The organism is Spirochaeta thermophila DSM 6578, assembly GCF_000184345.1.
Taxonomy (GTDB): Bacteria; Spirochaetota; Spirochaetia; order Winmispirales; family Winmispiraceae; genus Winmispira; species Winmispira thermophila.
In genome coordinates this window covers 755,008-769,240 of the sequence record NC_017583.1, presented here as the reverse complement: position 1 = coordinate 769,240, position 14,233 = coordinate 755,008, and the positions used below count along the sequence as shown (strand labels likewise).

The following is a 14,233-nucleotide window of genomic DNA, read 5'->3' as shown; positions in this document are numbered from 1 at the left end:
GATGTCATGGCGAAATCCGTTCCAGTACGAGCGAGCCGGACGGGGTCTCCTCCCCTACCCGGTACGCCTCCCCCACCATCCTCGCCGCCTCCTCCGCCCTCGTCTCGTCCCGCGCATACACCCGCGCGAGCACCTCTCCCCGCGCCACACGCTCCCCCCGTTTCCGCACACACTCCACCCCCACATCCGGCAACACCGCATCCTCCACCCTGCTCCTCCCCACCCCCAGCACCACCCCCGCCAGCCCCACCCGGTACGCATCCACCGCACCCACCACCCCCTCCTCGACCGCCCGCACCTCCCGCACCACCGGCGCCCGCCACTTCCCCAGCCGCCGCTCGAGCTCCTCCACATCCCCGCCCTGCGCCCCCACATTCTTCACCCAGCGCTCGTAGGCCCGTCCGTCGTCCAGGACCTCGCCTATCATCCGACGCCCCTCTTCCAGCGAGGCAGCCTTTCCCCCCAACACCAGCATCTCGCCCCCCAACACGCACACCAGCTCCCGCACATCCGCAGGCCCACCCCCACGCAGCACCTCCACGGCCTCCTCCACCTCCAGGAAGTTCCCCACCATCCGACCGAGCGGTTGACTCATATCGGTCACAAGGGCCACCGCCTCCCTCCCCAGCTCCCGCGCCCCCTCCACCAGCGACCGGGCGAGCGATCGGGCGTCCTCCTCCCTCTTCATGAAAGCCCCGCTCCCGGTCTTCACGTCGAAGACCAAGCCCTGCGCACCCTCGGCGCACTTCTTGGAGAGGATACTCGCCGTGATGAGGGGGATCGACTCCACCGTGCCCGTCACATCCCTGAGGGCGTAGAGTTTGCGGTCTGCGGGCACCATCTGTTCGGTCTGCCCGAACATCGCATACCCGCACTCGCCGAGGAGACGTTCCACCTCCTCCGGAGAGAGGACCGTCCTGTAGCCCGGGATGGACTCCATCTTGTCCAACGTACCTCCCGTGTGACCCAGGGCCCTCCCACTCATCATGGGCACCGGCACCCCGCAGGCAGCCACCGCAGGGGCGAGCGGAAGGGAGATCTTGTCACCCACCCCGCCCGTGGAGTGTTTGTCCACACACCTCAGGCCGGGAAAGGAGAGCACCCTGCCCGACCTCATCATCTCCCGGGTGAGGGCCGAGACCTCCTGCGGCCCCATCCCGCGGAAGAACACCGCCATGAGCCAGGCCGCCACCTGATAATCTGGCACCTCGCCCGCCACATAACCCCGCACGAGCGAGGCGATCTCCCCCGCCGAGAGTTCCCCCCCGTCGCGCTTCTTCACGATGATATCGACGATCCGCATGCACTCAAGTATAGCACGATCACCCCCTTCCTGGAAGGGAAGCCCCCCTGTTTCAGAGGAAGAGCCTTCAGGACCCACGACGACACGGCTCCCCGAGGAAGCGCCACACCATCCGGGACGCGTTCTTACACGTCGCACGCGTGGGGACACCCGCGCCCGCCCCCACCGCCTCATCCCCCCCACAGGGAAAGGAGGGCGTGGAGTCCCACCCCCACGAGGACCGAAACCCCCATCCTCCGCCAGAGGAGATAGGAGCCCAATACCCCCAGGAGGGCCAGTCCGTCACGCACGAGGGGCCACCCCTCGAGTGGAAGCGAGACGAACGAGGAGATCCAGAGCGCGGCCATCACCGCCGCAGCCGAGTCCTTCAACACCCGCTCCATCCCCTCACCCGTGCCCTCCTTCCGGAAGAACGGGAGCAGGCGGATGAGGTAGGTGCCCACCGCCACCAGGAGAATCGCTGCGTACCGGTCCATCAGCGCCTCCCCCTCAGCACGAGCGGAGTGGCAAGCCCGGCCGCGAGCACCCCCAGCGACGAGAGTCCCAGCACGTGGAAGACCAACCCTATCCCGGCCCCCCAGAACACCGCCCGGAGCCGTCCCTCCTGCACCGAGGGGATGACGAGCACGAAGAAGAGCGCGGTGAGAGAGAACACGAGCGAGCCCTCGATCGGGGACCCCACGAGGAGGGCGGCTCCACCGAAGGCACCGAGGGCCGTCCCCCCCACCCATGCGAGGTAGGCCCCCAACGCCACACCCTGGAGGAAGCGCTCCTCGGCAGGCCCTTGGAGGGCCACCGCAAAGACCTCGTCGGTGAGTCCGGCCAGCGTGAGTGCAGGGCGCGAGAGGGGGATGCGCCTCGCGACGATCCCCGTGTAGACCACGTGCCGAAGGTTGAGAAAGAGAGGGAGCACCACCGCCGGTAGGAGCCCCTGGGGGAGCAGGGAGACCAACACGAACTGGCTCGCCCCGGCGAAAACGAGGGCGGAGGTGAGCGCTGCCGTCCAGGCCGGGAACCCCGTGCCCACGGCCGCAAGTCCGAAGGTCATCCCCACCGGCAGATAGCCGACCACCACGGGGAGGCTCGCGAAGAGCCCCCGGACGAAGAGGGATCGGGGTTTCCCCCTCCGCACCTGAGCTTTACGAACACGCATGACCGTACTCTATCAGCAGAGAAACCACGAGGCAACAGTTTTCCTTGACCACACCGACTTTCGATGATAAGCTTTCATAAGGAGATTATAAATTATCTTACATGCAGGAGGTACCGATGAACACGAAAACCTTGGGCCTCTGTATCGCCGCCGCCGTCCTCCTCGTCGGGGCATGCGGGACCCAACCCGCCTCGAGGGAGGCCACACCCGCTTCCGGAGGTACACAGGTGAAACTCGTCGCCCTCACCTTCGACGACGGACCCGATCCGGTGATGACCCCTCGCGTCCTGGACAAACTCGAGAAGTACGGGGTGAAAGCCACGTTCTTCCTCATCGGTCAACTGGTGAACGATCGAACGAAACCGGTGCTCGATCGCATGGTTGCCATGGGATGTGAGTTCGGGAACCACTCGTGGGAGTGGGAAAGCCTGAACAACAAAACGGCTGAAGAGATCAGGGAGTCGGTGGAGAAGACGAGCAAGGTGATAGAACAGTACACAGGTCAGCGGCCTCGATTCTTCAGACCCCCCAACCTCGCGGTGAGCGACACCATGTACGAGGTGATCGACCTGCCCTTTGCGAGCGGCATCCTCGCCTTCGACTGGGCGGGCCAGAACACCACCGCCGAACAGCGGGCGAAGAACGTCCTCGACGCAGTCCGCGACGGCGCCATCATCCTCATGCACGACGTCCAGCCCGAACCCCATCCCACACCCGAGGCCCTCGACATCATCATCCCCGAACTCCTCTCGCAGGGGTACGAGTTCGTCACCCTGAGCGAGCTCTTCGAGCGGAAAGCCGTTGACCCACGTTCGAAGACTCACGACATGTGGGTCTTCGTGGAATGAGCCCCCTCATCCACAAGGAACACAAAAAGGGCCTCCTGCAAAAGGAGGCCCTTTCTTTCGTCTGAACACTCACCCCTCCAGGATCCGCTCCGCCTCTTCGCGATAGGCATCCATGACATAGGGGATTCCGGAAATCCGGGCCGCCTCCTCGGTGAGGGCCATGAGATCCTTCCGGGAGATCGAGGAGAGGGTGAAGTTGCGACTTCCCGCCATGAGCTGCTGGAGTCCCACCTTGAACTTCTGTGCATAGGTGTAGATCCCGATGGCACCCCAGGGGAACTTGTCCACTTCGTCTCCATACTTGGCCTTGAGTTCCTCGTAGGTGACGAAGATCTCCTCCTTGGTGGTACCGTACTGCGCCACGGTCTTGGGCAGGTCGTTGTTCTTCGCCCAGTGTTCGAGATTCTTGCCCACCATGCCGGGGATCATGAGTGCCCGGCCCATACACACGGCCTTCACATAGGGAGCACCCATGGCGATGGCCTTGAACACCCCGTCCTCAGAAGAGAACCCGCCCGCGATCGCGAGATCGGGCACCCGCAGCCCCTTGGCGGAGAGCTTCTGAGCAAACTCATAGGCGAGGGCCTCGAGGTAGAAGGTGGGGATTCCCCACTCGTTCATCATGGGCCACGGGCTCATGCCGGTACCGCCCGGCGCACCGTCTATGGTGATGAGATCGAGCTGGGCCTCGGCACCCCACCTGAGGGCCTTCGCGAGCTCGGTCATGGCATAGGCACCGGTCTTGAGGGTGATCCGCTCGAATCCCAGTTTCCGCAGCCGATCGACCTCGGCGAAAAAGCTCTCCTTGTCCACGAAACCGAGGCGCGAATGCCGCTCGAACTCGTGGATGGCTCCATCCTTGTACGCGGCCTGGATCGCAGGGTTCTCCGGATCAGGGGTGACCACGTAGCCCCGCCTCTTGAGTTCGAGGGCGCGCTCCAGGGACTTCACCCTGATCTCACCGCCGATACACTTGGCTCCCTGACCCCACTTGAGCTCAATGGTCTTGATCCCGTGCTTCCCGATGATGTACTCGGCCACACCCAGACGGGTGTCCTCCACGTTCATCTGGACGAGGATCTCTCCATACCCCTCATGGTAGCGCCTGTAGGTGGTGATGCGGCGATCCATCTCGGGCGAGTTCTTCACCTTCCCGTTCTTGTCCAACTCGAGCTGCGGATCGACACCGCACACGTTCTCCCCACACACGATGGTGATCCCTGAGATGGCCGCTCCCACCGCGAAGTGTTCCCAGTTGATCCGGGCGATGTCGGTGGAACCGAGCGCCCCCGTGAAAATGGGTACCCGCATCTTCACCTTCTTCGACCACCCGTACTCGGTCTCGGTCTCCACGTTCGGGAAGATCGCGGTATCGGGACTCGGGTTCTCGATCCCTTTCGCCCCGCTCGCATACCCGTGTATGTTGAGGTGCGAGTAGTCCACCGGGTAGTCCTTGTCCGCCCCGGCGGTCACCTCTCCGAACGGGCCGGGATAGAGGACCTCCCTTCCCCGGAACGAGGCGAGCCACACCTCGCACCCGCCGCGGCACCCGTCTACACACCGACTGCAGAGACCGGACATGGGCACCACATTTCGTGAGCGGTTGAATGTTGCCGTTGCTTCATTCGCGTTCGGCCTGCGCAGATTCATGAAAGCCCCCCTTGGAATATGAGATATGTACCTAATTGTATCATGGAATATCGCAAGCGCAAGTATTTTCTGTATATTTACAGGCACCTTCCATTGACACTGAGGCCTTCCTCCCCTACCCTCGTATCATATGAGGGAGTCCCCTGCTCGGCTCATGGACCTCACCGCCTTCCTGGGCGCCCTGTCCATGTTCTGCGCCACCCTCGAGTACCTCGTACCCAAACCCCTCCCCTACCTCAGACTCGGGCTGGCCAACATCCCTCTCATCCTCGCCCTTCCCCTCCTCCCCTTCCGCTACTACCTCCTCCTCATCCTCACCAAGGCCGCCGGCCAAGCCCTCGTGAACGGGACCCTCGCCTCCTATGTCTTCCTCTTCTCGCTCGGGGGGTCCGCCGCGAGCGGCCTTGCCATGTACGCCATCTTCCGACTCTTCCGCTCTTCGGTGAGCCCCGTGGGACTCAGCACGGTAGGCGCCCTGGTGAGCAACGCCGTGCAGCTCGCCCTTTCGGTGTGGTTCATATTCGGCCCCTCTTCCATCGTCATCGCCCCCCTCTTCCTCACCGTTGGCACGGGGAGCGGCCTCGCGGTGGGCCTCCTCACCCTGGCCTTCGTACGATCCTCGACCTGGTACAGGAGCCTCCATGAACAAGCTGCAGACCATCCTCCTGCATGAGACCCACCCCATCGAGGCCCTGTTCACCGGGATCCTCGTCTTCCTGCTCTTCCTCGCCCAACCCTCCCTTCCGCTCCGGGCCGTGCACACCGGGATCCTCGCCTTCATGGCGGTGCTCTCCGGCAAGCGCCTCAAGACCGGGTACTTCATCCTCTTCGTGGGGGGTATCACCTTCTTCCAGCTCCTCATCCCCAGGGGGAAAGTGCTTCTGGAGCTCGGTCCCTTTCCCGTTACAGAGGAAGCCCTGCTGGTGGGTCTCGAAAAGGGCCTCACCCTCTGCGGCCTGATCTTCCTCTCGCTGTTCTCGGTGCGGAAGGATCTCCCCCTTCCCGGCCGTCTCGGGACCTATTTCTCGCGTGTCTTCGGCTACTACGCGGCCCTCATGTCCACCCGGGACCGCATCTCCCTCCGCCACCCCCTGGAGAGCATCGACAGAATCCTCCTCCACACCGCATCCTCGCTTCCCCCTTCCCCCGACGCCCCCACACGGAGCACACTCCGAGGCCGCATGCTCCTCGCTATCCTCATCCTCTTCCACACCGCTCTCACCTCACTTGGATGGATCATCCCCGAAATTTGACAAAAAAACAGTTTATTGTATAATGAAATAGATGGCTTTTTCGAGCGATCGTACAAAAGTCCTCGAACCCATCCGGATAAGGAGGAACGCATGAGAACACGTCCATACGCGCTTCTTGTCATGATCGGCCTCATCCTTCTCGTGACCGCATGCGGCAAGCAGGAGGCACGGAAGCCACAGGAGCCCGTGGCCTTCGAGTTCTGGACCTCGCAGACACAATCGGACAGGATGGCCACGATCCAGCTCCTGGTCGATACCTTCCAGGCCACCCATCCGGAGATCACCATCAACGTGATCCCTGTGGAGGAGAACGATCTTCCCACTCAGATCCACGCAGCCTCGGCCGCGGGTACCCTCCCCGGCCTCGTGGAGATGGGAGCAGAGAACGCCGTGGCCTTCGGGGCCGAAGGGCTCCTCGACACCGCGGCGGGCACCCGTGTGATCGAGAAGGTGGGCAAGGACAGGTTCTACGAGGGGGCTCTCAAGCTGGTGGACGACGGGAGCGGCACCTACTACGCGGTCCCCTTCCACGGGTGGGTCCAGGGGCTCTGGTACAGGATCGACTGGTTCGAGGAGGCGGGGCTGAAACCGCCCTCCACCTGGGAGGACATGCTCGAGGCAGCCCGATACTTCTACAAACCGGAAGAGAATCAATACGGCATCCTGGTGGGGACGAAACCCGAGGTCTATGCAGAGCAGTGTTTCACCCACATCGCCCTCTCCAACAACGCGAGGCTTTTCGACAGGGACGGCAACCTCATCTTCGATTCCCCCGAGATGCGTGAGGCAATCGAGTTCTACGCCGAACTCGCGAAGTACACCCCGCCCGGTCCCCAGACATGGAGGGCGAGGGACTACTACTTCCAGAACAAGCTCGCCATGTTCTTCTACTCCACCTATATCATGGACGACCTCGCCCTCGCCGAAGTGGCGCAGGGCTCGCTCACCGGCGAGAACTTCCCCGAACTCACCGGGGCCGAGTTCGATCCCGAGCTCGTGAACAAGACCGGATTCGTACCCATCATCACCCACACACAGCCTGCAGGCTACGGGGTGGTGGTGACCATGGGCATCACGAAAGGCCTGAGCGAAGCACAGCTCTCTGCGGTTGAGACATTCCTCCTCTACCTCTTTTCCGAGAACGCCTATGTCTCCTACCTCCACATGGCTCCCGGCGGCATGAACCCCACCATAGAAGGGATCGCGGAGACAGACCGCTTCCTCGAGGATCCACGGGGTGTCTACAAACGGTTCGGGAAGGAGAAGCTCGCCCAAATCATCTCCGGACTCAACAGTATCCAGACCTTCAGCATCGTGGAAGGCAGGCGGATAGAGGCGGCCAGCACCATCTTCAGCAAACAGATCATCCCACAGATGATCTATGCCATCACGCAGGAGGGAGTCCCCATCGATCAGGCGATGCGTGAAGCCGAACAGAAGATGAGAGAGATAGTGGAAGGCCGGTGAGGACGGCATGATCGCCATGAAACGGGAACTCCGCATAGAGGAACGGGAAGCGCTCCTGGGGAGGATGCTCATCCTCCCCGCGCTTCTCGTGATCACGGGACTCATCGTCTATCCCATCCTCTACAATATCTATCTGAGTTTCTTCGACGTCCATGTCTACGAAGCGAACCGTTTCATCGGCTTCAAGAACTACCTCGATATCGTCCTCGACAGGGAGTTCTGGGGAGCCTTCTACACCACCATCGTCTACGTGATAGGGACGACCCTGGGCACCACCCTCATGGGCCTCCTGGTCGCCCTGGTGATGAACCGGGAATTCCCCCTCCGGGGGCTCGTGCGGAGCCTCATCCTCCTTCCCTACGTGGCCCCGCTCATCTCCGTGGTATTCTCCTGGCAATTCCTCTTCGACCCCGTCAACGGCATCGTGATGCACACCCTGGTGGAGCAGCTCCGCCTGCTTCCCGAACGGATCAACCTCATAGGCTCTCCCAAGAATGGAATATGGGTGGCCGTACTCTTCAGCATCTGGAAGAACTTCCCCTTCACCTATCTCATGCTCCTCTCACGGCTCCAGGCCATCGATCAGAACCTCTACGAAGCGGCTGAGATAGACGGTGCCTCGGCCCTCCAGAAGTTCTGGTACCTGACCCTCCCCGAGCTCTACTTCGTCATGGGCGCCGTGATCCTGCTGCGTTTCATCTGGAACTTCAACAAGTTCGAGGAGATATTCCTCCTCGCCCCCAACGTGAAGGTCCTCTCGGTGTACACCTACTACACCGCGTTCACCGGCACCCTCGACCTCGGAAAAGGTGCGGCCCTGGCCGTGGTACAGTTCTCCATCCTCATCATCTTCATACTGTTCTATGTGAGGAAGGTACTCAAATGGTGAGGAAACGGAACATCCTGAAGAGCCTGGGGTTCTTCCTCCTGGTCGTGGGGATCGTGCTCTTCGCGTTCTTCCCCTTCCTCCAGATGATCTCCACCTCCCTGAAATACCAGTGGGACTGGGGGAACCCCTCCCTCATCCCCCGGAAACTCAACCTCGAGGCCTACGCCGAGCTCCTCAACATCGGACAGGAACTGAAGAACGTCCCCGAGTCGGTGAAGCGGCTCCTCGAGGAGCAGGAGCTCACCGAAGAGCAGAAGAGGGCCATCCTCGCCCGGTATCGCGATACGAGTGATGTCTTCCCCTTCCTCCAGTACTTCCGCAACTCCCTCTTCCTCTCTTCGTCGGCCGCGCTCCTCTCGCTCCTGATCGCCACCTTCGGCGCCTATTCCTTCTCGCGTACGAGGTACAAGGGAAGGGGGCTCATCCAGCGCGGGGTTCTCTTCGTCTACATGTTCGGAGGAATCCTCCTGCTCATCCCCCTCTACCAGATCTTCGTACGCATGGGCTGGTTGCAGACGAGCGGAGGCACCCTCGCCGCCCTCCTCATCATCTATCTCGTACAGACTCTTCCGGTGTCCCTCTACATGCTGGGAAACTACTTCCGAACCATCCCCTTCTCCATCGAGGAAGCGGCCCTCATCGACGGATGTTCCCGGTTCGGCACCATATGGCGGATCATCATCCCCATGTCGATCCCCGCCCTCTTCACCGTGTTCATCTATGCCTTCATGATCGCCTGGAACGAATACCTCTTCGCGAGTGTGTTCCTCAAATCCTACAAAGAACTGTATACCCTCCCCTTCGGCCTCAGGTCCCTGTATCATTCGAAAAACGCGATATGGGACAGGATCATGGCGGCTTCGGTACTCACGGCCCTTCCGGTGATCCCCATATTCATGGCGATCCAGAAACGCCTGGTGGCCGGACTCTCCGCCGGAGGAGTGAAAGAGTAGTGATTTTTTTGTGATTACCATTTTTGAGCCACCTGTGGTATAATACCGAAGAGAGAGGTGGCACGGATATGGACGTCGTAAGTCTTTCAACACTTGCAAGCGATAGAGAGAAAACGGTCTCCTATCTGAGAGAGAAAGGACTCCTCGTCACGTACACCCGGTGTCCCTTCTGTGGAAGTGAGCATATAGGCGAGGTGAGACGAGAGAAGTACAAGTGCTACCAGTGCAGGAAAGAGTGGAGCATACGACGAGGGAGCATCTTCGAGGGGATGAAGCTCTCCTGGGAGAAGATCCTGTGGGCAATGAAGCTCTTTGAGATGGAAGTTACCGCCCACAAGGCGGCTTTGCAGTTACGGCTCTCCTATGAGGTGACGCTGAGGCTCTACACATTGTTTCGGAAGGCGATATGGGTCCACACCCAGAAGGAGGGGAAGAGCCTGCTCGAAGGTGAAGTAGAGATGGACGAAAGTTATTTTGGAGGAAAGAGAAAGGGGAAGAGGGGGAGAGGGGCGGCAGGGAAGATTCCTGTGTTTGGGATTCTTGAGCGAGGGGGAAAAGTGCAGGTGGAAGTGGTGGAGCAGGTAAGTGCGGAGGAGCTTGTACGACTGGCAGTGGCCAAAGTGAAGCGGGGGTCGCTTGTGTATACCGACCGGTTCAAGAGCTATGATGGGCTTGTGAGCTATGGATTCAGGCACAAGCGGATTGATCACGGGAAGCGATTTGCGAATGGGAAAGTGTACATCAATGGGATAGAGGGGTTTTGGAGTTATGCGAAAGGGCGGCTGCTCCAGCATCACGGGGTGAGTGTAGAACGTTTTCCGCTCTACTTGAAAGAATTGGAGTGGCGGTATAATCATAGGGAGGAGGATCTATTCGAGCTTCTGCTGGAGGTACTTAGAGAGTACTCCCGGGTGGCAAATAATGGATAATCACCAATTTTTTCTATCGGATCATACCTGAAAGTAGAGAAAAACACATTTTTTTTGACCAATCCGAGAAACCTGGGTTATAATGCTGAGAAAATCAGTTGATAAGGAGGGATCCATGAGTACCTGGATCGTCCTGGGAGCGCTCGTTTTCTACTTCATCTTCTATTTTTTCGTACGGACGTAACATCCAGAAACGGCTGCTCAGATCGCACGAGGCACCCGAAGCGCCTGCGAAGAGGCTCTACGACGGGGTGGACTACGTGCCCACCAGCAAGTACGTGCTCTTCGGGCACCACTTCGCCTCCATCGCAGGGGCGGGTCCCATCACCGGTCCGGCCATGGCAGTGGCCTGGGGATGGCTCCCGGGCCTTCTGTGGATCTGGATCGGAAACGTCTTCATCGGTGCGGTCCACGACTACCTCTCGCTCACCGTCTCGGTGCGGTATGACGGGAGATCGGTTCAGTACGTGGCTCAGGATCTCATCGGCAAGGCGGCGGGAAAGGCCTTCGGATGGTTCATCCTGTTCCTGTGCATCCTCCTGGTCGCGGCCTTCGGAGACATCGTCGCAGGACAGTTCGCGAGCAATCCCCACCTCTTCCCCACCTTCCTTTTCTTCTGTATCTCCGCCATCTTCACCGGTCTCATCATGTACCGCACCAAGGTGGGCATAGGGTACGGATCCATCATCGGCGCGGCCCTCATCGTGGTCTCCTTCTGGCTCGGATCCATGGTCTCCATTCCAGCCACGAAGACCACCTGGTTCCTCGTGATCTTCGTGTACATCATCATCGCCGCCTCACTGCCGGTGAACATCCTCCTCCAGCCCAGGGACTACCTCAACAGCTTCCTCCTCTACTTCGGACTCCTCGCAGGAGGTATCGCCGCACTCATCGGGTTCTCGGGCTTCGACTCGCTTCCCGTCTACACCTCCTTCTCCGCCAAGGTGATAGGAGGACAACCGTCGCCCTTCTGGCCCACCGTGCCCCTGGTGATCGCCTGCGGCGCCCTCTCGGGATTCCACTCCCTGGTGGCCTCGGGTACCAGTTCGAAACAACTCAGGGAAGAGAAGGACGCCCTCTTCGTGGGTTACGGCGGCATGCTCACCGAGGGGTTCCTCTCGACACTGGTCATCGTCTCCATTGCCACCTTCGGGAACGAGGTGTTCGGCGATCCTGCGAAGGTGCTTGCGGCAGGGCCCCTCGACAGGTTCGTGAAGTCCTACGGGGCCATGGTGAGCGGCACCATTCCCTTCCTCTCGGCCAGTTTCATGCAGCTGTTCGCGGCCCTCTGGGTAAGCTCCTTCGCCCTCACCACGCTGGACACCACCAACAGGCTCGGACGATACATCCTCCACGAGCTCGCCCTCCCGCTCAAGGATCGCTCGCCCGGGCTCTACGGCATCTTCCAGAACAAGTGGATCGCCTCCTTCGTGGTGGCGGCCATCGGCCTGCTCCTCGCCTCCTCGGGCGGCTACACCAGGCTCTGGCCCGCCTTCTCGGGTGCGAACCAGCTCATCGCTTCCATCGCCATGCTTACCGCCACCATCTGGGTGAAGAAGAAGCTCAACCCCAAATATACCAACCTGGTCTTCATCCCGGCCATCTTCCTTTGGATCACGGTCACCGCCGGCCTCATCTGGTACGAAATCGTCATCGTACCCACGTACTTCGGCGACTTCACCAATGCCCTCAAGGTGAGTACGGGCATCATCGTGGGGACCATCAACATCGTGATGCTCATCCTCAACGTGGTGATCATGGTCGGCTTCTTCCGCCACTTCCGGGAACAGGGAGCCTCGGTATAAGGTGGACGTGCAGACATACGCAGACATACATCGGGGGGTCGTGCACGACCCCCCTTCTTCGCTCGATCGGGGGAGGCGGCGTGAAAGGAAAGCTAAGAAGGCTATACACAACCCTCAAGGAGACGATCACACAGGTCCACAGGAGGAAGGCCACGGAGATACTCCTCTTCGAACTCTCCGAAATGGAAAACATCTTCGCGCTCCTCGTACTGGGGAGTTTCATCGGCATCCCCTCGCCGAATCCCATCCTCACCCTTGAACTCCTCCCTCACATGGAGGAGGAATTGTGGACCATGGTCTCCCGCGCCGATTTTGCACAGGATCCCCTGGGAGGCCTCATCAGCCTCCTCGAACTGGACTAGAAAGGAGCAGCATGAAACAGGCCGTGTTCTTCCTCGGGAAGGGCGGGGTGGGAAAAACCACCACCGCCAGTGCCTTTGCTGCAGGATGCGCCACATGGGGAGGCATGGACGTGCTCGCCGTCTCCCTCGACCCCGCCCACAACCTGGGCGACGTGCTCGGCACATCGCTGCGCGAGAACCCCTCGAAGGTCGGAGAGCACCTCTCGGCCATGGAGATAGACGTGGGGAAGTGGATCGCCCGCTACCTCGCCTCGCTCAGGAAGGAACTCTCGAGCACCTACGCCTATACGAGTGTCGCATCCCTCGATTCCTACTTCTCTCTCCTCCGCTACTCTCCGGGTACCGAGGAGTATGCCCTGCTCTGGGCCATCGAGGAGATCGTGAGTCGACACCAGGCATACGACCTCGTGGTCTTCGATACCCCGCCTACGGCCCTCACCCTCAGATTCCTCGCCCTCCCCTTCCTCTCCGAGAAGTGGCTCGAGGGTCTCAAAGGCCTGCGCAAGGCCATCCTCGAGAGGAGGCAGACCGTCCTGAGGCTCGACCCGGAGGCTCCGGTACGGGGGGCCCGTAGACCAGAAGAAGACCAGCTCTACCACAGGCTCCTCGGACTCCAGCGGAGGCTCGCATCGCTGCGGGAGCTCTTCCTCGCCCGCAGCACCGTGGTCCTGGTGGTGAATCCTGACGAGCTGAGCCTCAGGGAGTCGATCCGCATCAGGGAAGAACTCGCAGGGCTGAGGATCCCCATCGCCGTGGTGTGCCACAACAAGGCGAGGGAAGCGGACGGCGTGTGGGAGAGGAAAATCAAGAGTACCTTTCGTAGTATCCCTGTAGTGCGGATACCCTTCACTGAAGACGAGACCCTCCATCCGGATCGGCTCCCGGTAAGGGAGCTGGTGGATCGGATCATCGACCACGTGCGCAAGGAGCAGTCATGAACTACCTCATACCCATCCTCGTACTGGGAATCACCGCCACGGCGGCCTACTTCTGGGGGAGGAGGAAGAACCGGTGGATGAGCGGGTTCATTGCTCAGGAGACCGAAGAGGTGCTCACCCCTGAGGACACGCACTATGTGAACATCGGCGGTACCATAGGGTACCACTTCACCTACCGGCTCAAAGCACCGTTTACCGAGGCGAAGGGGACCTTCACCCTCCTGCCGAGACAGTCCATCCTCTATCTCCCCTTCTCCTTGCTTCTGGGCCACAGGGACAGGTACTTCCTCACGTTGTTCACGGACAGGCCCCTCTTGGGCGAAGGCCACCTGGTGCACGAACCCTACTACCGGAAACTCCTTCGCACCATCCCCAACAGAGCCGCCCTCACCGAGGAGCGCATCACCTGCGGTGGAAAGTCTTACGTCCTGCTCTACGACAGGAAGAAGATAGCCGACCGGCTCAAGGAACTCGCATCGCGGCTGCCCGATGTGGAAGGCCTCCACCACTTCTGCGTGTATGCGGACAACAGGAACTTCTACCTGTTCATGGAGCCGGTGAGGGGGAGGATACAGCGTCTCCTCTCCGCCCTCCTGCCGCACCTCTCCTCGTTCTTCGCATGAAGAGGCTGTGTTCTTGAACCGGCTCCAAAGGGCTCGCCCCTGCAGGTTTCACCGCAACGC

Annotated in this window: 15 protein-coding genes; 11 read left to right on the top strand and 4 right to left on the bottom strand. The window is 60.7% G+C overall.

Going from position 1 to position 14,233, the window contains the following annotated elements:
- Positions 1-4: 4 nt before the first annotated feature.
- From SPITH_RS03420 to SPITH_RS03410, 3 genes are all read right to left on the bottom strand, one after another.
- A complete protein-coding gene (locus SPITH_RS03420; protein ID WP_014624325.1) occupies positions 5-1,303 on the bottom strand; it encodes a thymidine phosphorylase in 1,299 nt (432 codons plus the stop codon).
- Between the two features lie 170 nt (positions 1,304-1,473).
- Positions 1,474-1,779 carry an AzlD domain-containing protein gene (locus SPITH_RS03415; protein ID WP_014624324.1) on the bottom strand — a complete coding sequence of 102 codons (306 nt, stop codon included), beginning with the start codon at positions 1,777-1,779 and terminating at the stop codon, positions 1,474-1,476.
- The gene (locus SPITH_RS03410) at positions 1,779-2,456 is read right to left on the bottom strand and encodes an AzlC family ABC transporter permease (protein ID WP_014624323.1); all 678 of its coding nucleotides are present in this window, start codon (positions 2,454-2,456) and stop codon (positions 1,779-1,781) included. Before SPITH_RS03410 ends, SPITH_RS03415 begins: the two co-directional genes overlap by 1 nt.
- Positions 2,457-2,572: 116 nt before the next feature.
- On the opposite strand from SPITH_RS03410, the gene SPITH_RS03405 reads away from it, so the two are divergent.
- Positions 2,573-3,304 (top strand): polysaccharide deacetylase family protein, encoded by a 732-nt coding sequence (locus SPITH_RS03405; RefSeq protein WP_014624322.1) that lies wholly within the window; start codon positions 2,573-2,575, stop codon positions 3,302-3,304.
- Positions 3,305-3,373: 69 nt separating this feature from the next.
- On the opposite strand, the gene SPITH_RS03400 is transcribed toward SPITH_RS03405, so the two are convergent.
- Positions 3,374-4,954 carry an FMN-binding glutamate synthase family protein gene (locus tag SPITH_RS03400; protein WP_014624321.1) on the bottom strand — a complete coding sequence of 527 codons (1,581 nt, stop codon included), beginning with the start codon at positions 4,952-4,954 and terminating at the stop codon, positions 3,374-3,376.
- 130 nt (positions 4,955-5,084) lie between these two features.
- On the opposite strand from SPITH_RS03400, the gene SPITH_RS03395 reads away from it, so the two are divergent.
- The 10 genes from SPITH_RS03395 to SPITH_RS03350 all read left to right on the top strand — a co-directional run bounded on the left by SPITH_RS03395 (position 5,085) and on the right by SPITH_RS03350 (position 14,173).
- Positions 5,085-5,627 carry a Gx transporter family protein gene (locus SPITH_RS03395; RefSeq protein WP_014624320.1) on the top strand — a complete coding sequence of 181 codons (543 nt, stop codon included), beginning with the start codon at positions 5,085-5,087 and terminating at the stop codon, positions 5,625-5,627.
- Complete coding sequence (locus SPITH_RS03390) at positions 5,596-6,207, top strand: hypothetical protein (RefSeq protein ID WP_014624319.1); 612 nt, start codon at positions 5,596-5,598, stop codon at positions 6,205-6,207. Before SPITH_RS03395 ends, SPITH_RS03390 begins: the two co-directional genes overlap by 32 nt.
- 90 nt (positions 6,208-6,297) lie before the next feature.
- Positions 6,298-7,674, top strand: a complete 1,377-nt coding sequence (locus tag SPITH_RS03385) for an ABC transporter substrate-binding protein (RefSeq protein ID WP_014624318.1) — start codon at positions 6,298-6,300, stop codon at positions 7,672-7,674.
- Between the two features lie 7 nt (positions 7,675-7,681).
- Positions 7,682-8,563: a carbohydrate ABC transporter permease gene (locus SPITH_RS03380; protein WP_014624317.1), complete on the top strand. Its 882-nt coding sequence runs from the start codon at positions 7,682-7,684 to the stop codon at positions 8,561-8,563.
- A complete protein-coding gene (locus SPITH_RS03375) occupies positions 8,557-9,516 on the top strand; it encodes a carbohydrate ABC transporter permease (protein WP_014624316.1) in 960 nt (319 codons plus the stop codon). Before SPITH_RS03380 ends, SPITH_RS03375 begins: the two co-directional genes overlap by 7 nt.
- Before the next feature lie 68 nt (positions 9,517-9,584).
- Positions 9,585-10,445: an IS1595 family transposase gene (locus SPITH_RS11760; protein ID WP_014624057.1), complete on the top strand. Its 861-nt coding sequence runs from the start codon at positions 9,585-9,587 to the stop codon at positions 10,443-10,445.
- 164 nt (positions 10,446-10,609) lie between these two features.
- Positions 10,610-12,250, top strand: a complete 1,641-nt coding sequence (locus tag SPITH_RS03365) for a carbon starvation CstA family protein (RefSeq protein ID WP_342626131.1) — start codon at positions 10,610-10,612, stop codon at positions 12,248-12,250.
- 80 nt (positions 12,251-12,330) lie between these two features.
- Positions 12,331-12,612, top strand: a complete 282-nt coding sequence (locus SPITH_RS03360; RefSeq protein WP_014624315.1) for a DUF7990 family protein — start codon at positions 12,331-12,333, stop codon at positions 12,610-12,612.
- An 11-nt stretch (positions 12,613-12,623) separates the two neighbouring features.
- On the top strand, positions 12,624-13,550 hold the full coding sequence (locus SPITH_RS03355) for an ArsA family ATPase (protein ID WP_014624314.1): 927 nt from the start codon (positions 12,624-12,626) through the stop codon (positions 13,548-13,550).
- Positions 13,547-14,173 (top strand): hypothetical protein, encoded by a 627-nt coding sequence (locus SPITH_RS03350; protein ID WP_014624313.1) that lies wholly within the window; start codon positions 13,547-13,549, stop codon positions 14,171-14,173. The genes SPITH_RS03355 and SPITH_RS03350 overlap by 4 nt, the downstream gene beginning before the upstream one ends.
- Positions 14,174-14,233: the final 60 nt, after the last annotated feature.